Source organism: Streptomyces sp. NPDC002643 (assembly GCF_053592555.1).
Window position 1 is genome coordinate 176,497 of record NZ_JBSFVY010000019.1, and the last position, 26,910, is coordinate 203,406.

Here is a 26,910-nt window from a genome sequence, read left to right on the forward strand (position 1 = left end):
GGCCGCACGAGTGCGCCTCGGCGCTGTTCGGCGACCTCGTCGACAGGGCCGACCGCGACATTTCGGTCGTTGCCACCAGGCAATCCGTCTCATCATGGACCCCTTTTGCCAGCCGGGAGACCGCTGTGGAAGTGAACTCGTCCGACATAGCCATCGTCGGGATGGCCATCCGGTGCCCGGGCGCCTCCGATCTCGATCAGTTCTGGGAAAATCTCAGAAGCGGCGAGGAGAGTATTTCTTTCTTCGCCCCCGATGAGCTGGAAGACTCTGCGTTCTTCCCCGTCGACGCCGACAACCCGCGTTTCGTACCTGCCGCTGGAATTGTGCCGGACGTGGATAAGTTCGACGCCCCGTTCTTCGGTATATCGCGCTCCGAAGCAGAAATGATGGACCCACAGCACCGGGTGTTCCTGGAAACCGTCTGGGCCGCGATGGAGAACTCGGGCAGTGACCTGACGTCGTTCGACGGCAACGTCTCCATTTATGCGGGATCGGCCAGCAACACCTATTTGATGTCCTTGGTCAACGGCGGCGCCAACACCCAACTGCGGAGTTATCAGGGACTGGTGGGCAATGAGAAGGACTATCTGGCGACACGGGTGTCCTTCAAGCTGAACCTGTCCGGTGAGGCGATCACCGTCCAGACGGCGTGCTCGACCTCGCTGGTGGCCGTCCATCTCGCCTGCCAGAGTCTGCTGTCGGGGCAGAGTGACGTGGCGATCGCCGGCGGTGTGTCTCTCCAGGCGTATCAGAAGACGGGCTACATCTACCAGGAAGACGCCATCTTCTCGCCAGACGGGCACTGCAGGGCGTTCGACCGGGACGCCCGCGGCACCGTGTTCAGCAATGGGGTGGGCGCCGTCGTGCTCAAGCCCCTGGACGCCGCGGTGCGCGACGGTGACCGTATCTATTCCGTAATCAAGGGCTCGTTCGTCAACAACGACGCGAGCGCCAAGGTGAGTTACACCGCCCCCAGTGTCGAGGCCCAGGCAGCCGTAGTGGCCGGCGCTCTGGCGTTTGCGGATGTTACGGCGGACACCATCGGCTACGTCGAAACGCATGGCACCGCGACAGAGCTCGGCGATCCCATCGAGATCGAGGCACTGACTCAGGCGTTCCGAGCGGACACGAACGAGAAGAATTATTGTGGTATAGGTTCGATCAAGACCAATATCGGCCATCTCAACGTGGCGGCCGGCGTGGCCGGGCTGATCAAGACAGCGCTCATCCTCCACCACAAGCAGGTACCGGCGAGTCTTCATTTCGAGAGCCCGAACCCCGGGATCGACTTCGCGAACAGTCCCTTCTACGTCAACACGGAGCTGCGCGACTGGCCGGACACCGGCACACCCCGCCGCGCGGGCGTCAGCTCGTTCGGCATCGGCGGGACCAACGCGCACGTCGTCCTCGAAGAGGCCCCGCGGGTCCCCCGCTCCCCTGTGACCGTCCAGCGCCCCGCCGAGCTGCTCACCGTCTCGGCCCGGTCCGAGGAGGCCCTGCGCACCTTCGCCGGGCGCCACGCCGCCCATCTGCGGGGACACCCGCAGACGTCGCTGGCCGACTACAGCTGGACGGCCGCCGTCTCACGGCGCCGCTTCCGGCACCGGCTCGCCGTGTCCGGGGGGACGGCCCCGGCGCTGGCCGACGCGCTGGAGCGGTACGCGCGCGGCGAGAGCCCTGCGGGGCTGACGACAGGTGAGGCGACCGCCTCACCCCCCTCGGTCGCCTTCGTCTTCACCGGTCAGGGTTTCCTGGCCCCGGGCACGGCCCGCGAACTCTACGACGCGGAGCCGGCCTTCCGATCCGCCCTCGACGAGTGCGCCGAGCTGCTGCGCCCCCACTTGGACGCCCCGGTGCACCGGTACCTGGACCAGGACGACCCGCTGAGCGGACAGCTGACCGACACCAGGATCGGTCAGCCGGTGCTGTTCGCGGTCGAATACTCCCTGGCGCAGATGTGGATGGCCTACGGAATCCGGCCGACCGCGGTGCTGGGACACAGTCTCGGCGAATGCGTGGCCGCCTGTGTGGCCGGTGTGTTCAGCCTCCGGGACGGCATCACGCTCGCCGCGGCGCGTGGCCGCGTCATGGCGGAGGACATGCCGGACGGCCTGATGGCGACGGTCTTCGCCGACGCCGACACCGTCCGCGCGGCCCTGGCCGACCACGCGGACAGGGTCTCCGTCGCCGCCGTGAACGGGCCGGCGAACACCGTTGTCGCGGGTGAGGCGCACAACGTCCGCGAGGTGCTGGATCGGCTTGAGCAGGACGGCCTGCAGACGCGGGAGCTGCCGGGTACTCCCGTCTCCCACTCACCGTTGGTCGAGTCCGCCGCCGCGTCTTTCGCCGAGGCCCTGGCCGGCATCGCCTACACGTCGCCGACCGTGCCGCTGGTGTCGACGGTCGACGGTGCCCCGCTGGCTCCCGGGGACGTTCCGAACACGGAGCACTGGGTGCGGCACATGCGCGAGCCCGTGCAGTTCACCCGGGGGGTGGACGCGCTGGCCGAGGCGGGCTGCACGGTTTTCCTGGAGATCGGCCCGGCCGCGGTGCTCAGCAAGCTGGGCCGCACCCTGCGGGCCGACGCCTGCTGGCTGGCGAGCCTGGACGGTCCGCAGGGGCAGTGGGGCGCCGTGCTCGCCGCGCTGGGCGGCCTGTACGTCGAGGGCGTGCCGGTCGACTGGGACGCCGTGCACGCCGCCAGTGCCCCGCGCCGCGTCACCGTGCCCAGCTACCCCTTCGAGCGCCAGCGGTACTGGATCGACCGGCGCACCGCGCCCCAGGCCGTCGCTCCGGCCGTGGTGAGCGAACCCGCTCCGCCCCAGGCCATCGCTCCGGCCGTGATGAACGAACCCGCTCCGCCTTCGGCGCGGGGGGTGCAGCCGCCGCCGGCGAGTGCGCCGTCGGTGGTGGTGTCCGACATCGCCGGGACCGGGTCGGCGCCCCTCGGGGCCAAGGACAGTGCGCGGGCGATCGGCGATCATCTGCGGTCACTCATCGGGCAGTTGCTGGGCATGCCCGCGGAAGAGGTGGAGAGCGGCACCCCGCTGCTCGATCTGGGCCTGGACTCCATGGCGATGCTGGAGGCAGTGGCGGTCGCGGAGAACACCTACGGCGTACGGCTGAAGGTCCGTCAGTTGATGGACGACTTGAACACCGTCGACGCCATCGCCGCCCATATCGCCCAGTCCCTGCCCGACCGGACGCCGGTCGTGGTGCCGGACCAGGCGCCCGGTGAGCCGGACACGGCGGTACGGGACGAACCGGCCGCGCAGGCACCCGCGGGCGCGCCGTCCGACCGCGTGTTCGTGCCTTACCGGCCGATCACGGTCGTGACCGACGACGAGGGCCCGCAGGACCAGTACCTCGATGAGTTCGTCACGCGGTACACCACCCGGACCCAGGGGTCCAAGCAGAGCGCCCAGCGTTACCGTCGTTCGCTCGCGGACAACGACAACCGGGTCCTGTCGAACTTCCGGATGTCCATCAAGGAGATGGTGTATCCGATCGTCGCCGAGCGGTCCGCCGGTTCGCGGCTGTGGGACGTCGACGGCAACGAGTACGTCGACGTGGTCATGGGCTTCGGCGTCAACCTGTTCGGCCACTCGCCGTCGTTCGTCACCCAGGCCGTCATGGGGCAGTTGGAGAAAGGCGTCCACCTGGGCGCCCAGTCCGACGTCGCGGGCCGGGTCGCCGAACTCACCTGTGGGCTCACCGGCACCGAGCGCGTCGTGTTCTGCAACTCGGGCAGTGAGGCGGTGATGCACGCGCTGCGGCTGGCCCGGGCCGCGACCGGCCGTACCAAGATCGCGATGTTCGCCGGGTCCTACCACGGCACGTTCGACGGAACGCTCGGCCGCCAGCAGCGGCTCGTCGCCGGCACCGCGCCCCTGGCTCCGGGCGTGTCGCAGCACATGGTCGACGACCTCATCGTCCTCGACTACGACCGGCCGGAATCCTTGGAGAAGCTCCGGGCGCACCGTCACGAACTGGCCGCCGTCCTGGTCGAACCGGTCCAGAGCCGTCGCCCCGACGTACAGCCGAGGGAGTTCCTCCGGGAGCTGCGGAGGCTGACCACCGAGGCGGGTGCCGCGCTCGTCTTCGACGAGATCATCACCGGTTTCCGCTCCCACCCCGGGGGCGCCCAGGCGTGGTTCGGGGTCAAGGCCGACCTCGCCGTCTACGGAAAGGTGCTGGGCGGCGGGCTGCCGATCGGCGCGGTCGCGGGGCGTGCCGCCATCCTCGACGCGGTCGACGGTGGCCTATGGCACTACGGCGACGGTTCCTACCCGGCCGCTCCCACCACGTTCTTCGCGGGCACCTTCTGCAAGCATCCGCTGGCGATGGCCTCGGCGCTGGCCGTGCTGACCGAGCTCGACCGTCAGGGACCGGGGCTGCAACGGGACCTGAACCGGCGCACCGAGCGGTTCGCCCGCGTCGTCAACGAGGGACTGGAGGCGGACGGCGTCCCGATCCGGATGGTCACCTTCAGTTCGCTGTTCCGGTTCACGTCGCAGCACGACATCCACATGCTCTACTACCACCTGGTCGACCAGGGGATCCACATCCGGGAGGGGCACAACGCCTTCCTGTCCGCCGCCCACACGGACGAGGACGTGGAGCGGATCGCGGCGGCGGTGCTGACCAGTGCCCGGCTGATGACCGAGGCGGGTCTGCTTCCGCGCGACAGCGAGGACCGGCCCGTGGCCGCGTCCGCGCCGGTTCCCGTCACAGAGCCCGCCAAGGAGCCCGTCGCGGAGTCGGCCGGGAGGGCGGCGCCCGTCCGCTTCCCTCTCACCCCCGCTCAACGCAACCTGTGGACGCTGGCGAACATCAGTCCCGAGGCGTCAGCCGCCTACCACCAGAATTCGCTGCTGCGGTTGACGGGCGACCTCGACCTCGGTGCTCTCCGTGACGCGTTCGCCCGGGTCGTGGACCGGCACGAGGCACTGCGGACCGTGTTCCACTCCGGTGGGGAGTACCAGGAGGTACTCCCCGTGACCCGTGCCGAGGTGACGGTGCTGCCGCTGCCCTCCGGGGGTGAACAGGACGAGAGCGCCGCCGTCCGGCTGGTGACCGCGGAGGCGGAGCGGCCCTTCGACCTCGCGACCGGCCCCCTGATCCGGCTGGCCGTCGTGCCGCTCGGCGAGACGTCCCACCTGCTGCACATGTGCGCGCACCACATCGTCGCCGACGGCATCTCCATGGGACTGCTGTTGGAGGAACTGGCCGCCATGTATTCGGCGGTCTGCCGGGCCGAGACACCGGCGTTGCCACCCCCGGTTCCCTTCCGTCAGCACGGCGAGGGGGGCGCGGCCGACGGGGACGCCCCACCGGTGGACACGGGCCTGGAAGCGGCGGAGGGTCACTGGCTGGCGCGGCTCCAGGGGCCGTTGCCCACGCTGGAGCTGCCCACGCGATCGGTGCGGCCCGCGGCGAAGACGTACGCCGGGGCGCGGCACGTCGCCGAGGTGGACGCCGACCTCGTGGAGCGTCTGCGCGGCGTGGCGGCCGAGCAGGGAGCCACGCCGTTCATGCTGCTGATCTCGGCGTACGCGGCTCTGCTGCACCGGCTGACCGGGCAGACCGATCTGATGGTCGGCGTGCCCGTCAGCGGGCGTACCGCACCGGGGACGGGACGCGTGATCGGCCACTGTGTGAACTTCCTGGCCCCCCGCTTCACCGTGACCGGCGACAGCCGGTTCAGCGATCTGCTGACCAGCGCCAAGGGTGATCTCCTGGACGACTTCGAGCACCAGGACCTTCCCTTCGCGTCCCTGGTGGAGAAGGTGGGGGCGCCGATGGATCCGGCGCGGGCACCACTCGTCGACGTGCTGTTCAACCTCGACCGGGCGTTCGCCGTACCCGAGTTGGACGGGCTGAGCGTCGAACATCTCGCCTTCCCCGTCCGGCACGCGCAGTTCGACCTCGAGCTCAATGTCGTCACGGTGGGGCAGACTCTGCGGCTGGAGTTCACCTACAGCACCGACCTCTTCGACGAGGCCGTGGTGGCCGCCTGGGCCGAACATCTGCTGGTGCTGCTGCGCGGTGTCACGGAGCGGCCGGACGCCCGCGTCGCTCAGCTGCCCCTGCACTCCGCGGAGCAGCGGGAGCTGGTGCTCGACACCCTGAACGACATCGCCGCCGCGCCTGTGGCCCAGCCGCTGCTGCACCTTGCCTTCGAGGAGCGGGCCGCGCAGAGCCCGGACGCGCTGTGCGTGACCGACGACGAGGGCACGCTGACCTATGGCGAGCTGAACGAACGGGCCGACCGGCTCGCCGGCCGGCTGCGGGGGCTGGGCGTCGCCCCGGAGACCGTGGTCGGTGTCCATCTCGAGCGATCGGCCCGGTTGTTCGTCGCCGTCCTCGGTGTGCTCAAGGCCGGCGGGGCGTATCTGCCGCTGTCCCCGGACAGCCCCTCCGAGCGGCTGGCGTTCATGATCGAGGAGTCGGGGGCTTCCGTGGTCCTGACCGAACGACGAACCGCCGACCGGTTGCCCGGTCCGGGCACGCGGGTACGTGTGGTGTCCCTGGACGACGACTCGCCGGTGATCCGGTCCGCCGAGGACCTGGGGCCGACGCCGCAGCCGCATGCGGACAGCGCCGCCTACGTGATGTTCACCTCGGGTTCGACGGGCCGGCCCAAGGCGGTGGTCGGCACCCACGCTGCCACGTCCAACCGCATCGCCTGGATGTGGCGGGAGCATCCGCTGCGGCCGGGAGAGGTCTGCTGCCAGAAGACGGCCATCGGGTTCGTCGACTCGGTGTGGGAGCTGTTCGCGCCGCTGACCAGTGGTGCGTCCACCGTGGTCCTGTCCGACCAGGTGGTGCGTGATCCGCGGAGCCTGTTGCGCGCTCTGCGGGAACACCGGGTGAGCCGGCTGGTGGTGGTGCCCGCGCTGCTGCGGGCGCTGCTCGACGCCCTAGGCCGCGGCGACCGTGCGCTGCCGGCCCTGCACCGGGTGGTGACAAGCGGTGAGGCTGCCTCGGCCGACCTGGTGCGCCGTTTCGCCGCGGTGCTCCCGGACGCCGTACTGCTCAATCTCTACGGATCGACCGAGGTGTCCGCCGACGCGACGGCGTACGACTGCCGTGAACTGCCGCCGGGAAGCCCCACCGTGCCCGCTGGGCGCCCCATCGCGGGCAACCGGGCCTATGTGCTCGACGCCGGCCTGCGGATCGCCCCGCTCGGAGCGACCGGGGAGCTGTACATCGGAGGCCGGGGGCTGGCGAGGGGCTACGCCACCGGGGCGGCGACGGCCGAACGGTTCCTGCCCGATCCGTTCGCAGCGGAACCGGGTGCCCGTATGTACCGCACGGGTGACCTCGCCCGGTACCGCCTCGACGGCACGATCGATGTCCTCGGACGAGCCGACCACCAGGTGAAGATCCGCGGTATGCGCGTCGAACCGGGCGAGGTGGAGGCGGTGCTTGAGCAGCACCCGGGATACCGGCAGACCGCGGTCGTGGCTCAGCCAGGTCCGGACGGAGCCCCCCGGTTGGTCGCCTTCCTGGTGCCGCAGAGCGCGCCCGAATCCGTGGGGACACAGGGGGCCGCACCCGACAGCAGGGATCTGCGCAGGTTCTGTGCCGCTCGGTTGCCCGAGCACATGGTCCCTTCCGCGTACGCGCTGGTGGACCGGCTGCCCACGACACAGAGCGGAAAGATCGACCGGAACGCCCTGCGGACCGAGGCGGTCGCGGAGCCGGAGCCCATGGGCACGACCAGGCCGGGCACACCTGTCGAGCAGGTGCTGCACGACCTGTGGTGTGAGGCACTGGGCCGCTCGGAGATCGGGATCGAGGACAACTTCCTGGACCTGGGCGGCAATTCACTCATGGCGATCCGGTTGGTCGGCCGAATACAGGAGCGTCTGGGGGTCGAGGTCGGGGTGCGGGATCTGCTGATCGCGCCGACCGTGGCCGATCTCGCCGCGGCGGTGGAGAAGGAGTTGCTCGACACCTCCGCGGACAGCCGTTTCGACTCCGTCATGCGAGCGCTCGAGGACATGGACGACGCCGAGGCGCAGCGACTGCTCCAGGAGGCCGGGGCGCACCGGCTCACCGACAACGAGGGCGAGACCAAGTGAACGAGGACAGGATGGCCCGGGTCGACGGCCTGTCGTCGGCGAAGCGGGCGCTGCTGCTGAAGGCTCTGGTGGACGCGGGAGCACCCCGGGACCGGCGCATTCCCCGGCGGACGGGGGATGCCCCCGCGGCGCTGTCGTTCGCGCAGCAGCGCCTGTGGTTCATGCAGCAGTACGACCCCGACAGCGCGGCTCTCAACATCCACTTCGCCCTGCGGCTGACCGGGCACGTCGACGCGGAACTGCTGGAGCGCAGCCTGACCCGACTGCTCACGCGGCATGAGGTGTTGCGGACGGTGTTCGAGTCGGGTGGTGGTGAACCGGTTCAGGTGGTGGGGGATGCCGCCGGGTTCGGGTTGCCGGTGGTGGATCTGTCGGGGGAGGGAGATCCGGAGGCGGTGGCCCGTGAGCGGGCCGTGCGGGAGGCGCGCCGTCCGTTCGACCTGGAGCAAGGCCCGCTGTTCCGGGCGGTGCTGCTGCGGCTGGGCGAGTTGGAGCACGTGCTGCTGGTGACGATGCACCACATCGTCTCCGACGGCTGGTCATTGGGCGTGCTGGTCGGGGAGCTGACAGCGTTGTACGGGGCGTTCGCCGAAGGCCGTACGGACCCGCTGCCGGAGCTGCCGGTCCAGTACGCGGACTACGCCGTGTGGCAGCGCGACCATCTGCGAGGCGAGGCAGCCGAACACCATCTGACCTACTGGCGCCGGCAGTTGGCCGACGCACCCGATCTGCTCGACCTCCCGCTGGACCGCCCCCGTCCCGGCCGGTACACCCCCGACGGCGCCCAGTACACCTTCACTCTGCCCCCCGCTGTGACGGCTGCTTTGCGGGAGGTGGGGCAGCAGGAGCGGGCGACACCGTTCATGGTGCTGCTGTCCGCGTTCAAAGTGCTGCTGTCGCGGTACTCCGGCCAGAACGACATCTGCGTCGGGACCCCGGTGGCGGGACGCTCACGGGCGGAGACCGAAGGACTCATCGGGTTCTTCGTCAACACACTGGTCCTGCGTTCACAGATACCGGCAAACGCGTCGTTCCGGGAACTGCTCCGCGACATCCGCGAAGTGACACTCAACGCCTACGAACACCAGGAACTGCCCTTCGAGCGGCTGGTGGAGGAACTGCGCCCGGTCCGCGACCCCAGCCGGACCCCACTGTTCCAGGTCATGTTCATCCTCCAGAACGCCCCGGTCCCCCCGGTCGAACTGCCCGGCCTGCGCCTGCAGCAACTCCCCATCGACAACAACACCGCCAACTACGACATCACGTTCGAGCTGACCGAGCGGCCGGAGGGCATGGCCGCCGTGTTGGAGTACCGGACGGACCTCTTCGACGAGGCCACCATGGCCCGGCTCGCCGATCACTACCGGGTCCTGCTGGAGGCGATCGTCGCCGATCCGGACGCGCCGCTCGACCGCCTGCCTGTTCTCACGGCCGAAGAGCACGAGCGGATCCTGGTGCGGTGGAACCGCACCGGCACGGGAGAGCCACTCGACCGGCCGACCCACGAGCTGATCGCGCGGCGGGCATCGCTCCACCCCGAGCGGATCGCCGCCGTGTGCGGTGCGGACCGCGTCACCTACGGCGAGCTGAACCGGCGGGCCAACCGGCTCGCCCATACGCTGCGCGGCGAAGGCGTCGGCCAGGAGACACTGGTCGCCCTGCTCGCCGACCGGAACATCGACTACCTGGTCGCCATCCTCGCGGTGCTCAAGGCGGGTGGGGCCTTCCTGCCCCTCGACCCCGAGCAGCCGCCGAGCCGGCTGGGCCAGGTGATCCGGCGCAGCGGCAGTCCGCTGGTGCTCACCGCCCGAAGGTACGAGACGCTCCTGGCCGAGGCCCTGGCCGGTGACGCCGCCGGAGGCGGACCGCGCGCCCTGCGGCTGGACCTGCTGTCGGACCGGCCCGGTCCCGAGGACGATCTGCCGGTCGTCGCCTCGCCGGGCAGCCTCGCCTATGTGCTGTTCACCTCCGGCTCCACGGGCACCCCGAAGGGCGCCATGCTGGAGCACGCCGGCATGCTCAACCACATCCGGGCGAAGATCCGCGACCTCGGCATGACCGAGAAGGACGTCCTCGCCCAGAACGGCCCGCAGAGCTTCGACGTCTCGGTCTGGCAGTTCCTGGCGGCGCTCACGCTGGGCGGCCGGGTCGAGATCTTCGAGGACGAGACGGCACACGACCCGGCCCGGCTCCTGGCCGAGTTGGACCGCCGGGAGGTCACCGTCCTCCAGGCGGTGCCGTCCGTCCTGCGCGGGCTGATCGACGAGGCGCGCTCCGCGGGCGACGCCCGGCCCGCCCTGACCGCGCTGCGCTGGGCGGTACCCACCGGTGACGCACTCATGCCCGCGCTGTGCACGGACTGGTTCGCGCTGTATCCGGACATCCCACTGCTCAACACCTACGGGTCGACCGAGTGCTCGGACGATCAGTGCCATCACCCGTTGCACGGGCCACAGGACGTCGACCCCGCGCTGCCGATCGTGTCGATCGGCCGGCCCATCGGCGAGATGCGCGCCTACGTACTGGACCGGCGGCTGTCCCCGCTGCCGATCGGTGTGCCCGGTGAGCTGTACCTCGGCGGCGTCGGAGTCGGCCGCGGCTATCTCGCGGATCCCGTCCGGACCGCAGAGGTCTTCGTGCCCGACCCGTTCTCCCCCGAGCCCGGTCGCAGGCTCTACCGGACCCGGGACCGGGTCCGGTTGCGCCCCGACGGTTCCATCGAGTTCCTGGGCCGGACGGACAACCTCATCAAGGTCCGCGGTTTCCGGGTGGAACCGGGCGAGATCGAGACAGCCCTGGAACGCCATCCGGCGGTGCGGGAGGCGCTGGTGACCGCGTTCGCCGCCGCGTCCGGTGACAAGCGGCTGGCCGCCTATGTGGTCCCGCACGACCCGGCCGTCGTCGAACAGGACGCGAGCGCGCTGATACGGCGACTGCGCGAGGCCCTGCGGGAGACGCTGCCGGACTACATGCAGCCCAGCAACTTCACGCTGCTGGAGGCCTTCCCGCTCAACGCGAACGGCAAGGTGGACCGGTCCGCGCTGCCGGGCCCGGACAGCGGTGCGGAGATCCGGGAGTACGTGGCGCCGCGCACCGAGGTCGAGCACGTCCTGGCGGACATCTGGACCGAGTTGCTCGATGCCGAGCGCGTGGGCGTGGAGGACAGCTTCTTCGACCTGGGGGGCCATTCGCTGCTCGCCACCCGGATCGTCGCCAGGGTACGGCAGGCCCTGAAGGTGGAGCTGCCGCTGCGGGCGGTCTTCGAGTCCGACACCGTAGCCGGACTGGCCCGGCGGGTGGAGCGCGAACTGGCCGCCGCCCCCACTGAGGAGGAGCGCCTCGCGTCCCTCCTCGATCAGGTGGAGAACCTGAGCGACGCGGAGGTCGAACAGATACTGCGTGAGGAAAGGCCGTCCCGTTCATGACGCGTACAGGTGACACATCCAGGGACGTCGACGAGCGCATCCAGCAGCTCTCCCCCGCCCGGCGGGCCCTGCTGGAACGGCTCATGCGGCAGCGCGGCACGGCACCGGCGCAAGCCATCGTGCGCCGGTCCGACTCCGGGAAGGCCCCGCTGTCGTTCGCGCAGCAGCGCCTGTGGTTCCTCGACGAACTCGAACCGGGCACCCCGCACTACAACGTGTACGAGGCCGTGCACATGGCCGGCCGGCTGGACGTCACCGCACTGGAGGCGGCCCTCGACCGACTGCTCACGCGGCATGAGGTGTTGCGGACGGTGTTCGAGTCGGGTGGTGGTGAACCGGTTCAGGTGGTGGGGGATGCCGCCGGGTTCGGGTTGCCGGTGGTGGACCTGTCGGGGGAGGGAGATCCGCAGGCGGTGGCCCGTGAGCGGGCCGTGCGGGAGGCGCGCCGTCCGTTCGACCTGGAGCAAGGCCCGCTGTTCCGGGCGGTGCTGCTGCGGCTGGGCGAGTTGGAGCACGTGCTGCTGGTGACGATGCACCACATCGTCTCCGACGGCTGGTCGTTGGGCGTGCTGGTCGGGGAGCTGACAGCGTTGTACGGGGCGTTCGCCGAAGGCCGTACGGACCCGCTGCCGGAGCTGCCGGTCCAGTACGCGGACTACGCGGTGTGGCAGCGCGACCATCTGCGAGGCGAGGCAGCCGAACACCATCTGACCTACTGGCGCCGGCAGTTGGCCGACGCACCCGATCTGCTCGACCTGCCCGCGGACCGCCCCGCTCCCGCCCGGCCGACGCGGCGAGGCCGGCGCCGTTCCTTCGTCGTCGACGCCGAACTGACGGCTGCTTTGCGGGAGGTGGGGCAGCAGGAGCGGGCGACACCGTTCATGGTGCTGCTGTCCGCGTTCAAAGTGCTGCTGTCGCGGTACTCCGGCCAGAACGACATCTGCGTCGGGACCCCGGTGGCGGGACGCTCACGGGCGGAGACCGAAGGACTCATCGGGTTCTTCGTCAACACACTGGTCCTGCGCTCACAGATAACGGCAAACGCGTCGTTCCGGGAACTGCTCCGCGACATCCGCGAAGTGACACTCAACGCCTACGAACACCAGGAACTGCCCTTCGAGCGGCTGGTGGAGGAACTGCGCCCGGTCCGCGACCCCAGCCGGACCCCACTGTTCCAAGTGATGTTCATCCTCCAGAACGCCCCGGTCCCCCCGGTCGAACTGCCCGGCCTGCGCCTGCAGCAACTCCCCATCGACAACAACACCGCCAAGTTCGACCTGACCCTGTCGCTGACGGAGGCCCCGGACGGCAGCATCAATGGAGCGGTGGAGTATTCGGAGGACCGGTTCGACGCCGACCGGATCGACCGGCTGACCGAGCACTACCTCCACCTGTTGCGGGGCGTCGTGGCCACCCCCGACGTGGCCGTCGCCCGGCTCGGCATCCTGCCGCCCACCGAACACGCCGACGTCGTACGGAACTGGAACGACACCGCGACCGACTGGGGCCCCCTCGGCCACGTCCCTGAGCAGATCGCCCGGCAGGCCGCCGCCACGCCGCACGCCCAGGCCGTGATCGCGCCCGACGGGCGGCTGACGTACCGCGAACTCGACGAGCGGGCCGGACGGCTCGCGCGGTGGCTGCGGGAACGGGGCGTACGGCGTGGCGCGGTGGTCGGCGTCTGCCTGGAACGCTCGGTGGACCTGGTGGTCACCCTGGTGGCGGTGCAGCGGGCCGGAGCCGCCTATCTGCCCCTCGACCCCGACTATCCGCAGGAACGACTCACCCTGCTGACCGCCGATGCGCGGGCGGCGGCGGTGGTGGTCCGTCCGGGCGCCCTGGCCGAGGTGTTCTCCGCCGTCACCGCGAGCGTCCCGCTCACGCCCGGCTGGGAGCGTACGGCGGACGGACAGGCCCTTCCCCCGGTCGAGGACCTCAGGGGGGAGGACCTCGCGTACGTCATCTACACCTCCGGGTCGACCGGGGCGCCCAAGGGCGTGCTCAGCACCCATGAGGGCCTGAGGAACCGGCTGGCCTGGATGCAGCGGACGTACGACATCGGCCCGGACGACCGCGTCCTGCAGAAGACGCCCTTCACGTTCGACGTCTCCGTATGGGAGTTCTTCTGGCCGCTGCTCACCGGCGCCTGCGTCGTTCTCGCGGAGCCGGGCCGGCACCGGGAACCGGGTTACATCGTGGATCTGGTACGCCGCGAAGGCGTCACGGTGCTGCACTTCGTCCCCTCGATGCTCGGCCCCTTCCTGGAGGAGCCGCACCTCGATGCCTGCGGCAGCCTGCGTCATGTCATGTGCAGCGGCGAGGCCCTGCCGGCGCACCTGGTGACCCGGTTCGCCGAGCGTCTCGACGCGCGACTGCACAACCTCTACGGCCCGACGGAGGCGTCCATCGACGTCACCGCCTGGGAGTGCGACCCCCAGGCGGTCGGCGGCGGCGTACCGATCGGCCGGCCGATCGCCAACACCCGCATCCATCTGCTCGACGCGTGGCTCGCCCCGGTCCCGGTCGGAGTGCCGGGCGAGCTGTACATCGGCGGCGCCGGACTGGCCCGGGGCTATCTGGACCGGCCCGGTCTGACAGCGGACCGGTTCGTCCCCGACCCGTTCTCCGACCGGCCGGGCGCCCGCCTCTACCGCACCGGTGACCGGGCACGCCACCGCTCCGACGGCACCATCGAGTATCTGGACCGGGTCGACCGGCAGGTGAAGATCCGCGGCTTCCGGATAGAGCCGGGCGAGACGGAAACGGCCCTCGCCGGTCATCCGGGGGTCGGCCAGGCGGTCGTGACAGTGGCCGAGGCGGCCGACGGCCACCGCACCCTCGTCGGCTACGTCCTCCCCGCGGCGGACACCGCGACCCCGCCCGCCGACGAGTTGCGGGACTGGCTGCGCCGTCGACTTCCCGAGCATCTCGTCCCGACCGTCCTCGTGCCTCTCGACGAACTGCCCCTGACCGCCAGCGGCAAGCTGGACCGGTCGGCCCTTCCCGCACCCGATCACACCCGGCCGCGGGCCGACCGGTACACCGCGCCCCGCACCGCCACGGAGCGGCTGCTGGCCATGGCGTGGTCCGAAGTGCTCGGCCAGGAGCGGGTCGGCATCGACGACAACTTCTTCTCCCTCGGCGGGGACTCGATCCGCAGTGTCCAGGTGCTGTCGCGGCTGCGCGCCGAAGGACTCACCCCCGCCCTGCAGCAGCTCTTCGACCACCAGACCGTCCGCGAGCTGGCCCACGCGCTGGCTTCCGGAGGCACCGGCACGGTGGAGGACATCCCGTCCCCGGCGCCGTTCGCCCTGATCCACGCGGAGGACCGGGCCCGGGTCCCGGAGGAGGTCGAGGACGCCTATCCGCTGTCCGCCCTCCAGGCGGGCATGGTCTTCGACGCGGAGTTCGACGACAGTTTCGCCATCTACCACGATGTGTTCAGCTACCACCTCGCCGGCCGTTTCGACCGCGCCGCGCTGGAGAGCGCGCTGGATCTGCTCGTCGCCCGCCACCCGGTGCTGCGCACCTCCGTGCACCGGGCCGGGTTCCGGGAGCCCCTGCAACTCGTGCACCGCTCGGCGCACGTCCCTCTTGAGGTCGAGGACCTGCGCGGAACCGACGAGCGCCTGCGGGAAGAGGCCGTCCGGGAGTGGGCGCGGGCCGAGCGGGTCCGGCCGTTCTCCTGGGAGACTCCGCCGCTGCTGCGCTGTCAGGTGCATCTGCGGGACGAGGACAGCTTCCACTTCTCGCTGAGCTGCCACAACGTCATCCTGGACGGCTGGAGCCTCGCCTCGCTGCTGACCGAACTCTTCCGTACCTATGTGACGCTGCTGGACCATCCGGGCGCGCACGCGTCGGTGGCCCCGGCGAGCGCCTTCCGGGACTTCGTGGCCCTGGAACGGGAGACCCTGGATTCCGCCGAGGCGCGGTCCTTCTGGGCCGAAGAACTGGCCGACGCCGACTTCACCCCGCTGCCCCGCTGGACCGAACCGGGCCGGTCCGCCGGGTCCATCCGGTGGAGATCGACGCGACGACCGGTGCCGGGCTGCGCGACCTCGCCCGGCGCACCGGGGTTCCGGTCAAGAGCGTGCTGTTCGCCGGCCACCTGCGGGTGATGAACCTCCTGTCGGGAAAGACGTCGACGGCCACTGGCATGGTGGTCAACGGGCGGACCGAGGGCCACGACGGTGAGCGCGCGCTCGGCCTGTTCCTCAACGTCGTACCCGTGGTGGAGGAGCTCAGGGGCGGTACCTGGACACAGCTCGTGCGCCAGGTGTTCCGGGCCGAACGGGACATCGTGCCGTTCCGCCGTTACCCGGCGTCCCGGCTGCGCGCCGAGCGAAAGGGCGGCCGCTGGTTCGAGACGGCCTTCAACTTCGTCAACTTCCATGTCTACGACGCGCTCGCGGAGCTGGACGGTCTGCGGTTGCTGGGCGCCGACACCTTCGACGACACCAACTTCACCCTGTGGACCGAGTTCAGCGTCAGCCACCGTACCTCTCGCCTGCAACTGGAACTGACCTATGACGCCGCCCAGTTGACGGACGAGCAGGTTGCGGGGATCGGCCGGTACTACACGGACGTCCTGACGGCGATGGCCGAGGACGCCGAGAGCCGTTACGACCGGCTCACACTGTCGTCGCGGGCCGCGCACCGGGAACTCCTTGGCCGGTTCAACGACACAGAAGCCGACCTGGGCGAGGACCCGGACCTGGTACGGCTCTTCCACGAGCAGACCGACCGGACCCCGGACGCCGTCGCGTTCCGCTGCGGCGAGGACGAGATCACCTACCGGGAACTCGATCTACGGGCGGACCGGCTGGCCCGCCGCCTGCAAGCGGCCGGCGTCGGGCCGGAACGCGTCGTCGGCGTGTACGTCGAGCGTTCCGTCCCTCTGGCCGTATGTCTGCTGGCGGTCCTGAAGGCGGGCGGCGTGTACCTGCCCCTGGACCCTGCCTACCCCGCGGCACGGCTCGCCCTGATGATCGAGGAGGCCCGGCCGACCGTGCTGCTCGCGAGCGGGGAGCCGCCCGCCGGGCTGTCCGCGGGCGCCGCCGAGGTGATCGCGCCGGACGTGCCGGCGAACGAGGCGCGGGTCCCGGACGGACCGCGCGTCCACGTGCCGGCGCACCCCGAGCAACTGGCGTACATCCTGTTCACCTCGGGCTCCACCGGTCGTCCCAAGGGCGTCGCCGGACGGCACGGGCAGATCGTCAACCGGCTGCTGTGGATGTGGCGGACGCATCCCTTCGTCCCGGGAGAGGTCGCCTGCCAACGCACCAGCCTCGGCTTCATCGACGCGCTGTGGGAACTGCTCGGACCGCTGCTCAAGGGCGTGCCCACCGTCATCGTCCCCGACTGGGAGGTCGTGGACCTGCCGCGCTTCACGGCAGCGCTGGCGAAGCACCGGGTGTCGCGGCTGTGGCTCGTGCCGACTCTGCTGCGCGCCCTGCTCGACACCTGTGACGAGGCCGCGATCGAACTGCCCGACCTCGTCTTCTGGGTGAGCAGCGGCGAGACCCTGCCGAGCGACCTCGCCGAGCGGTTCCGGCAGCGGATGCCGCACGCGGTGCTGTACAACCTCTACGGCACGTCGGAGGTGTGGGACGCCACCTGGTACGTGCCCGGCGGCCGGCCCGCCGGGGCGGGCAACGTACCGATCGGCCGGCCCCTGTGGAACACCCGCGCCTATGTGCTCGACCACCACGGCGAGCCGGCCCCGATCGGCGTTCCCGGGGAGTTGTGCGTCGGCGGCACGGGACTCGCCCGGGGTTATCTGGGCGCTCCGGCGCAGACCGCCGAGGCCTTCGCCCCCGACCCGTTCGGGGCTCCCGGGAGCCGGCTCTACCGCACCGGTGACCTGGCCTGTCTGCTGCCGGGCGGAGACATCCAGCTCCTCGGACGGCTCGACGGCCAGCTGAAGATCCGTGGGCATCGGGTCGAGCCCGGAGAGATCGAGGCCGTGCTCAGGCGGTGCCCGGGGATAGGGCAGGCCGTCGTCACGGTGTCCGAGGACGGACCCGACCCGGTACTCACGGCCTACCTCGTGGGCGAGGGCGAGAACCGGCCCGAGACCGCCGGGGTACGGCAGTTCCTGCGCGACCGGCTGCCCCCGGCCCTGCGCCCCACACGGCTCGTCCTCCTCGACCGTCTCCCCCTCACCACCAGTGGCAAGCTCGACCGGCTGGCGCTGCCCGCTCCCGGCGCCGCGTCGGCCGAGGACGACGAGAGGGGGGCGAGCGCCCCCCGCGACACCGTCGAGGAACTGCTGTGCCAGATCTGGGCCCAGGTGCTGGGCCGGGACGAGGTCACGGTCGACGACAACTTCTTCGACCTCGGCGATTCGCTGCTGGCGGTTCAGGTCATGGCCCGGATCAGGCGCGCGCTGGGCGTCGACCTCTCCGTCCGTGCGCTGTTCGAGGCGCCGACCGTGGCGCGCCTGGCCCGGGTCGTGGCCGTCGGTGGTGACACGGCGCCGGGGGCGGCGACACCTCTGGTTCCGCTGGAGCGGACCGGCGACGTGGTGCGCCCCTCCTTCGCCCAGCAGCGGCTGTGGTTCGTCGATCAGCTCGAACCGGGCAGTTCCGCCTACAACATCGCCGCCGCTGCCAGGATCACCGGCGAGCTGGACCCGGAGGTGCTGGAGCGGGCCCTGCGGGAGGTCGTGCGCCGGCACGAGACCCTGCGCACGACCTTCGACGTGGTGGACGGCGAACCCGCCCAGGTCATCCACCCGAGGCTCGACCCGGAGATCGTCAGGGTCGAGCTCGGCCCGGCGGACCGGGAAGGGCTGGACGCGGTGCTCGCGGCACACACCGCGCGCCCGTTCGACCTGTCGTCCGGACCGCTGCTGCGTGCCCTGCTCGTGCGGGTCTCCGCCACCGAGCACGTCGCTCTGCTGGTCGTCCACCACATCGCGGGGGACGCCTGGTCGATGGAAGTGCTGGTGCACGAACTGTGGAGCCTGTACGGGGCGTTCCGCGACGGCGTGCCGTCGTCACTGCCGACGTTGAAGGTGCAGTACGCGGACTTCGCCGCATGGCAGCGCGACGTCCTGGACGCCGATCGGCTGGCCGGGCTCGCACGCTACTGGGCGACGCGGCTCGAAGGCGCGCCGGAGCTGCTGGACCTGCTTCCGGGCCGTCCCCGGCCCGCTGAGCAGGGGCACCGTGGGGCCACATCCCGCCGGGTGCTGCCCGTCGACCTCGTCGAGCGGGTCCAAGGCCTCGCCCGGGACGAGGACGGCACGCTGTTCATGGTGCTGCTCGCGGCGTTCGACGTGGTCCTGCGCCACCACGCGGGTTCGGACGACATCGTCGTCGGAACGGATGTCGCCGGGCGGCCGGACGTCGAACTGGAGGACCTGATCGGCTTCTTCGTCAATCAGGTCGTGCTGCGCACCGACCTGTCGGGCGACCCGGGCTTCCGGGAACTCCTCGGGCGGGTACGGGAGAACACCCTGGAGGCGTACGCGCACCAGGACATGCCCTTCGACCGGCTGGTCGAGGCCGTGCGCCCGGCGCGCCGCCTCGCGCACGCGCCGGTCGTGCAGGTCAAGCTCGTGTTCCAGAACGTGCCGCAGCGGGCGGCCGAACTCCCCGGTCTGGACGTGGAACTCCTCGACATCCAGCGGGACTGGGCCCAGGTCGATCTCAACCTGCGCACGGCCCGTACGGCGGAAGGACTCGTGCTGTCCGCGCAGTACGACGCCGACCTCTTCGACGCGGCGACGGTGCGGGTGCTGTTGGCACAGCTGGAGACCGTGCTGCGGCGTGTCGTCGAGGACCCCGGGACGCGGGTTTCCGGGCTCGACGCCGAACTCGTGGCCGGGGAGCGCCACCAGCGTGAGCAGCTCGGTTCCCGGCTCCGGGACGGCAGCCTGCGGCGGCTCTCCCGAGCCCGGCGAAAGACGATCAGCCACTCCGACGACGAAGGCCAGGTATGACGCAGAATCGCAGCCCGAGGCGCCCGGGAGCCGTACGGCGCAAGGGGATCGGGATGACCCCCGACGCCCTGGTGGAAAGCGGCCCGCTCCTCGCCGGCCGGACGCTTCCGCTGTGCGTCCGGCCCACGGTCGCGGACGTCGACCTGACGGCATGGGCGAAGGAGCACCGAAGCACCATCGAGGCCCACCTCACCGATGTCGGCGGGGTGCTCTTCCGCGGCTTCGGGGTCCGCGGTGCCGCGGAGTTCGAGCAGGTGATCTCCTCGCTCTACCCGGAGCTGGTCGGTGAGCACGAGCGGTCCTCACCACGGCACCAGGTGGCGGGAAACGTGTTCACCTCGACCGACCACCCCGCCGACCAGACGATCTTCCTGCACAACGAGATGTCGTACTCGAACACCTGGCCCATGCGCATCGCGTTCCACTGCGTCACCGCGGCGGAGACCGGCGGGGAGACCCCGATCGCGTCCACGCGTGAGGTGCTGCGGCTGATTCCGCAGGAGATCCGGGACCGGTTCGAGGCCAAGAAGGTGATGTACGTCCGTAACTACAACGACGGATTCGGCCTGTCCTGGCAGACCTCCTTCCAGACCGACGATCCCGCGGTGGTGGACGCCTACTGCCGGGAGGCGGGCATGTCGGCGGAGTGGAAGGGCGGCAATCGGCTGTGCACCCGCATGGTGGGAGACGCCGTCAGACACCATCCGGTGACGGGTGAGCAGGTGTGGTTCAACCACGCGACGTTCTTCCATGTCTCGACCCTGGAGCCGGTGCTGCGTGACGCGCTGCTGGCCGACTTCGCGGAGGACGATCTGCCGACCAACAGTTTCTACGGCGACGGTTCGCCGATCGAACCGGAGGTCCTCGACACCCTGCGGGACGCCTACCGGCGAGCCACGGTCGCCTTCCCCTGGCAGCAGGGGGACGTCCTGCTGCTCGACAACATGCTGGCGGCCCACGCCAGGTCGCCCTACACCGGAGCACGCAAGATCGTCGTCACCATGGCGCAGCCGCTGACGACGGGCGCGTCCGCGCCGCGGGCCTGAGCCCGGGAAGGAACAACCATGACGGAACAGGGCTTCCGGCTCTCCCCGGTGCAGCGACGTCTGTGGACGCTGCATGCCGAGGACGGGGGAGCGGCGTACCTGGCGCAGTGCGCGGTGCGCATCGACGGACCGCTCGACACCGAGGTGCTGCATCGGCTGCTCCTGCGTGAGGTGCGCCGGTACGAGATCCTGCGTACCGGATTCCGGAGCATCTCCGCACTGGGTGTGCCGGTCCAGGTGATCGGCGAGGTCTCGGCGCCCGCCTGGGAGGAGACCGGCGTGCCGGCGGACGGTCCCGCCTTCGAGGACGCCTGCCGCAAGGCACTGGCGGCCCACCGGCAGGAGCCGTTCGACCTGGCCGCGGGGCCTTTGCTGCGTGTCACCGTGGCCCATGGCTCGGCCCGGCTGCACGCCCTGCTGATCACGGCGTCCGCGTTCGTCGCCGACGGGGCGACGCTCGCCGGGCTCGTGGACGCCCTTGCCGCGGGCTACGCCGAGGAGCTGGGCCGGAGCCGGGTGGCCGACGCGGAGGAGGAGCCGCTTCAGTACGCCGACCTCGCCGAGTGGCTGAGCGAGCTTCTCGAATCGGAGGAGACGGCGGAAGGACGCGCGCAATGGCAGAAGCTGCTCAACCGCGCGGATCCCGCTCTGTTGCGCGGTGACGCCCCGCCGGCCGCCGGGGCTCCCGGGCCGCCCGGTGCGGGGTTCGCACCCCGTTCGGTCCCGGTGCTCGTCGGACCCGGACCGCTGGCCCGGCTGGAGGCCGCGGCCGGCGCCCACAGCGCCACGACGGCCTCCCTGACGCTGGCCTGCTGGTATCTGCTGGCCCGGCAGCTCTACGACGGCGAACTCCCCCTGGGGCTGATCGTCGACGGCCGGGAGGACCCCGAACTCGCGGATGTCATGGGCCCGTTGGCGCGGCTGGTTCCCATGCCGGCCGACTTCTCGGGAGACGGGACACTGGGGGCGCTGGCGGCCGATTGCGAGCGTGCGCTGGGTGAAGCCGGGCAACTGGCCGGGTACTTCGACTGGGACACGGCCGCCGCCCCCGACGGCCGGGCGGCGGGCTTCCCCGTCTCCTTCGGGTACGCGGACGTCTCCGGCGTCGGCGGCACGCACGGGGACGTCACGTTCGGTGTGGTCGGCCAGGACGCCTGCGCCGACCGGTCCGGGCTGCGGCTGTCCTGCGTGCGCCGCGCCGGCGACCTCGTGGCGGAAGTGCACCACGACCCGGCGGTGGTCGACGCCGCGACCGCGACGCGCCTGGCGGACCGGCTGGCCTCGCTGCTGGAGCGGGCCGCCGACCTGCTCGACACCCCGTGCCACCGACTCGACCTGCTGGACGACGCCGAACGGCGGGAACTCACCGACGCCGGACAGGGCCGGCCGCTCCCGTCGGGCGGCGGTTGCCTGCACGAGCTGTTCGAGGACAAGGTCCGGGAGCACCCCGATCGGACAGCGCTGGTCTGCGGGGGCGAAGAGCTCACCTACGCGGAACTCTCCGCGCGCAGCAACCGTCTGGCGAACCATCTGCGGGACCTCGGGGTCGGCCCGGAGGACCTGGTCGGGCTCTGCATGGAGCCGTCGCTCGACCTGCTGACCGCGGTGCTCGCGACGTGGAAGGCGGGCGGCGGTTACGTGCCGCTGGACCCGCAGAGCCCGCCGGAGCGGCTCACCCGTCAGATGCGGGACTCGGGCATGCGGGTCCTGCTGACCGGCTCCGCCCAGGCCTCCGGTCTCCCCATGGTGGAGGGCGTCGAGACCGTCCGTCTCGACACCGCGCCCTGGGCCGAGGCCGCCGCCACTCTCCCGGACAGCGGCGTGACCGAGCGCAACATCGCCTACCTCGTCTACACGTCCGGGTCCACCGGCGGGCCGAAGGGCGTTCTGGTCGAGCACCGTTCGGTCGTGCGCTTCGCCGACGCCATGCGTGCGGCGGTGCACGGCGACGGCGGCGCGCACCGGCAGGTCGCGCTGAACGCCGCGCTGACCTTCGACGCCTCGGTCCAGCAGATCGTCCGGCTGCTCGACGGCCACACCCTGCACGTCCTGCCCACCGAAGTGCGCCGCGACGACCGGCTTCTCGTGGAGTACGTGCGACGGCACAGGATCGATGTCCTCAACTGCACGCCGACCCAGTTGCAGACGCTCGTCGACGCGGGCCTGTTCGCGGCCGGGGAGCACCGGCCCGAGCGCGTACTGGCCGCCGGTGAGGCGCTGCCCGCGCCGCTGTGGCAGCGGCTGGCGGCCGTGGAGGGCACGGCCGCCTTCAACATCTACGGCCCGACCGAGTGCACCGTGAACGCCACGGCCGTACGGATCGACGCCGGGCGGTCCGCGCCGGTGATCGGCGGACCCTTGCCCGAGTACCGCGTCAGAATCCTCGACGCCCAGTCGCGGCTGGTGCCGGTCGGGGTCCCCGGTGAGATCCACATCGGAGGGCCCGCCGTCGCCCGCGGGTACGCGGGGCGGCCCGGGCTGACCGCGGAGCGCTTCGTACCGGACCCGTTCGCCGCTCGTCCCGGCAGCCGGCTGTACCGGACCGGTGACCTCGGCCGCTTCCTGCCGGACGGGCAGGTGGAATTCCTCGGGCGGCTCGACGACCAGGTGAAGGTGCGCGGCTTCCGGATCGAGCCGGGTGAGATCGAGGAGGCACTGCGCGGTCACCCCGAGGTACGCGACGCGGTGGTCGTCGCCCGGGGCGACGACGCGCGGCTGGCCGCCTATCTCGTGGCGCGGGGTCCGTCGGCTCCACAGGCGGAGGAACTGCGCGACTTCCTCGGTCAGCTGCTGCCGTACTACATGGTCCCCTCTGTCTTCGTCCCGATGGACGCCTTCCCGGTCAACGTCAACGGCAAGCTGGACCGGCGGGCTCTGCCCGCTCCCGACGCGGCCCGGCCGCTGCTGGGCAGTGCCTATGTCGCTCCCAGGACGCCCGACGAGCAGGCGCTCGCCGAGATCGTGGGCTCCGTCCTCGGCGTGGACCGGGTCGGCGTCGACGACAACTTCTTCTCCCTCGGTGGCGACTCCATCCGCAGCATCCAGGTCAGGACGCGGGCGGCTCGGCAGGGGCTGCACTTCTCGATCCAGCAGCTCTTCCGCTGCCAGACGGTCCGCGAACTCGCCGCCGCTCTGACGCCGGAGCCGGACGAGGCGGGCGAAGAGCCGGTACGGACGCCTCCGTTCGCGGGGCTCACGCGGGAGGAGCGCGCCCTGCTGCCGGACGACGTCGTCGACGCCTGTCCGCTGACGCGGATGCAGGCGGGCATGGTCTTCCACGGCGAATACCGCCCCCGGGAGCCGCTCTTCCACAACATCCGCACGGTCCATCTGCGGATGGCGTGGGACCCGGGGTGTCTGCGGCGGGCGCTGGACGAACTGTCCGAGGAACACCCGCTGCTGCGGACGTCGTTCGACCTCACCACGTTCCGCGAACCGCTCCAACTCGTGCACCGGCGGCTGGAGATACCGCTGCTGCATGAGGACATCAGCGGGCTCGACGACGAGGCGCAGGAACAGCGCCTCGCGGCGTTCCGCCGGGCCGAGGAGGACAATCGCTTCGACTGGGGCACCGGGCCGCTGATCCGCTTCGCGGTGCACCGGCGTTCCGCCGGGACCATGCAGGTCACCCTCACCGTCCACGAGGCGATCACCGACGGCTGGAGTGTGGCCTCCTTGCTGTCGGAGCTGTTCACCCGCTACCTCGCGCACCTGGCCGGCGTACCGCTGCCCCTGGCCCCGCCCCGCAGCGAGTACCGCGACTTCGTCGCGGCCGAACTGCGCGCTCTGGCCGACGCGGAGCACCGCGAGTTCTGGCGGACGTACCTCGACGGGCTGACCGACACCCGGCTGCCGCGCTGGCCGCTCCCGGGCGGGGGCGCGGCTCGGGAGGAGCGCGCGCATGTGGTGGTCGAGGTTCCCGTCGACGCGCGGACCTCCGACGGTCTGCACGCTCTGGCGGCCGGGCTGGGGCTGCCGCTGAAGAGCGTGGTGTTCGCCGCCCACCTGCGCGTACTGGCCGCGCTGTGCGACACCACGGACGCCGTGACCGGCCTCGTCGTCAACGGAAGGCTGGAGGTGCCGGACGGGGAACGTGTGATCGGCCAGTTCCTCAACACGCTGCCAGTGCGGATGAACGTCTCTGACGGAACCTGGAACGACCTGGTCCAGGCCGCCTTCCAGGCCGAGCGGGAGCTGCTGGCGCACCGGCGGTATCCGGTGGCGCTGGTGCACCGCGCCGACGGGGGCGAGCCCCTGTGCGACCACGCCTTCAACTTCACGCACTTCCACGTGTACCAGGGCCTCCTCGGCGGGAGCGGCGTCGAACTGCTCGACGACGACTTCTTCGAGCGCACCGACCTGTCCCTGCTGGCGGACTTCAGCGTGGACGCCGAGACGTCCCAGGTGCGCCTCGTGCTCAACTGCAACGGTCTGGGGGAGGACCAGGTCGCCGTGGCCGCACGGCACTACGAGGAGTGCCTGAGGGCGATGGCCGCCGAGCCCGAGGGGCGGCACCTGGACCGGCGGCTGATCGACGACCGCACCCGGGAACGGGTCATCTCCGAGTGGAACGACACCGGGCGCCCGTTCCCCACCGACGTCGGCTACGCCCAGCTCTTCGAGCGTCAGGCGGCGCGCACGCCCGATGCCGTGGCCGTGGCCTCGGGCCATGAGCGCGTCACTTACCAGGAACTCAACCGACGGGCCAACAGGCTGGCGCACCGCCTGGTCGAACTCGGGGTCGGACCGGAGAGCCGGGTCGCCCTGGTCATGGACCGCGGCGTCGGCCATCTCGTGGCCGTCCTCGCGGTGTTCAAGGCCGGCGGGGCGATCCTCCCGCTCGCTCCGGACGACCCGCCCGGACGGCTGGGCCGCGCGCTGCGGCGTGGTGGCGTCGGCGTGGTGCTGCACACGCCGGGGCACCGCGCGGTGGTCGAGGCCACGCTGTCGGGCGGCGCCGCGGATCACCGGGTGACGATCCTGTCGGTCGACGACCCCGCACAGGAACGCCTGCCGGACACGGACGGCCCCGTGCGCGCCCGGCCCGGCAATCTCGCGTACACGATCTTCACCTCGGGCTCCACGGGCGAGGCGAAGGGCGTGCTGATCGAGCAGCGGTCGATGGTCAACCACCTGTACACGAAGATCCACGACCTCTCTCTGGGGCCCGAGGACCGCGTGGCACAGATCGCGCCCCTGACCTTCGACGTCTCCCTGTGGCAGTTCCTGGCGGTTCTGCTGGTCGGCGGACAGGTGGTGGTGATACCCGACGCGGTACGACGGGACCCCGCCCGGCTGCTGCCCGAGCTGGCCGCTTCCGGGGTCACCGTGGCCCAGTTGGTGCCCACGCACCTCCAAGCCGTCCTGGACGCCGAGCCGACGGGTCGCACCGCGCTCCCGGACCTGCGCCGGCTGCTCAGCACCGGTGAGGTGCTGCCGCCCGCGCTGGCCCGCCGCTGGACGCGACGGTATCCCGAGGTGCCGCTGGCCAATGTCTACGGCCCCACCGAGTGCACCGACAATGTGGCCGGCGGGTTGCTGACCGGGCTCCAGGAAGGGCCTCGCTGCCCCATCGGGCGACCGCTCTCCAACGTCCGGCTGTATGTGCTCGACCGCGCGCTGGAGCCGGTTCCCTGCGGCATGCCCGGCGAGTTGTACGTCGGCGGAGTCGCGGTGGGCCGGGGCTACCAGGGGGACCCCGCGGCCACGGCCGAGCGTTTCGTGCCCGATCCCTTTACCCCCGGCGCGCGGCTCTACCGCACCGGTGACCTCGTGCTCCAGCGCCCCGACGGGGTGCTGGAGTACCTCGGCCGGCTGGATCGTCAGCTCAAGGTCAACGGCGTACGGATCGAGCCGGCCGAGGTCGAGCAGGCGCTGGCACGTCACCCGGACGTCAGGGCAGCCGTCCTGACCGCACGGGCGCATGCGGCGGGAAGCCGGACGCTCGTCGCATACGTCGTGCCCGCGGGGGCGGAGGCGCCGCCCGAGGACGCCCTGCGGGAGTGGCTGGTGGAACAACTGCCCGAAGCCCTCGTGCCGGCGGTCATCGTCGCAGTGCCGGAGATTCCGCTGACGTCGAGCGGGAAGGCCGACCTCGGCGCCCTGCCCGAACCGGTCGTGGACCGGCCCCTACGGGAGCCGCGGACGGACGTCGAGAAGCATCTCGTCCAGTTGTGGGGGGAGTTGCTCGGCGCACAGCCGCCGGGGATAGACGACAACTTCTTCGGCCTGGGAGGGGATTCGTTCCGGAGCACCCAGCTCATCGCGCGTCTCCGCGAGTCGTTCGGGGTCGATGTGCCCCTGCGCCGGTTCTTCGCGGAGCCGACCGTCGTGGCGCTCGCGGCTATGATCACCGGCGCGCCGGGGCGGCAGGCCGAAGGGCGGGAATCCAGTTGAATGGC

At 71.1% G+C, this 26,910-nt stretch carries 6 protein-coding genes; all 6 read left to right on the top strand.

All coding sequences use genetic code 11. The annotated features are described in order from the left end of the window. Positions 1 to 131 precede the first annotated feature (131 nt). Genes ACWD4G_RS27785 through ACWD4G_RS27810 form a run of 6 tightly spaced genes read left to right on the top strand, consistent with a single transcriptional unit; the run spans position 132 to position 26,905 of the window. Positions 132 to 8,090, top strand: a complete 7,959-nt coding sequence (locus tag ACWD4G_RS27785; protein ID WP_451298053.1) for an amino acid adenylation domain-containing protein — start codon at positions 132 to 134, stop codon at positions 8,088 to 8,090. After that, on the top strand, positions 8,087 to 11,515 hold the full coding sequence (locus ACWD4G_RS27790; protein ID WP_451298011.1) for an amino acid adenylation domain-containing protein: 3,429 nt from the start codon (positions 8,087 to 8,089) through the stop codon (positions 11,513 to 11,515). Before ACWD4G_RS27785 ends, ACWD4G_RS27790 begins: the two co-directional genes overlap by 4 nt. Continuing rightward, positions 11,512 to 15,633 (top strand): amino acid adenylation domain-containing protein, encoded by a 4,122-nt coding sequence (locus ACWD4G_RS27795; protein WP_451298013.1) that lies wholly within the window; start codon positions 11,512 to 11,514, stop codon positions 15,631 to 15,633. The genes ACWD4G_RS27790 and ACWD4G_RS27795 overlap by 4 nt, the downstream gene beginning before the upstream one ends. After that, positions 15,534 to 19,463, top strand: a complete 3,930-nt coding sequence (locus ACWD4G_RS27800; protein ID WP_451298015.1) for an amino acid adenylation domain-containing protein — start codon at positions 15,534 to 15,536, stop codon at positions 19,461 to 19,463. The genes ACWD4G_RS27795 and ACWD4G_RS27800 overlap by 100 nt, the downstream gene beginning before the upstream one ends. 53 nt (positions 19,464 to 19,516) lie before the next feature. Beyond that, positions 19,517 to 20,509, top strand: a complete 993-nt coding sequence (locus ACWD4G_RS27805; protein ID WP_451298017.1) for a TauD/TfdA family dioxygenase — start codon at positions 19,517 to 19,519, stop codon at positions 20,507 to 20,509. An 18-nt stretch (positions 20,510 to 20,527) separates the two neighbouring features. Beyond that, the gene (locus tag ACWD4G_RS27810; RefSeq protein ID WP_451298019.1) at positions 20,528 to 26,905 is read left to right on the top strand and encodes an amino acid adenylation domain-containing protein; all 6,378 of its coding nucleotides are present in this window, start codon (positions 20,528 to 20,530) and stop codon (positions 26,903 to 26,905) included. Positions 26,906 to 26,910: the final 5 nt, after the last annotated feature.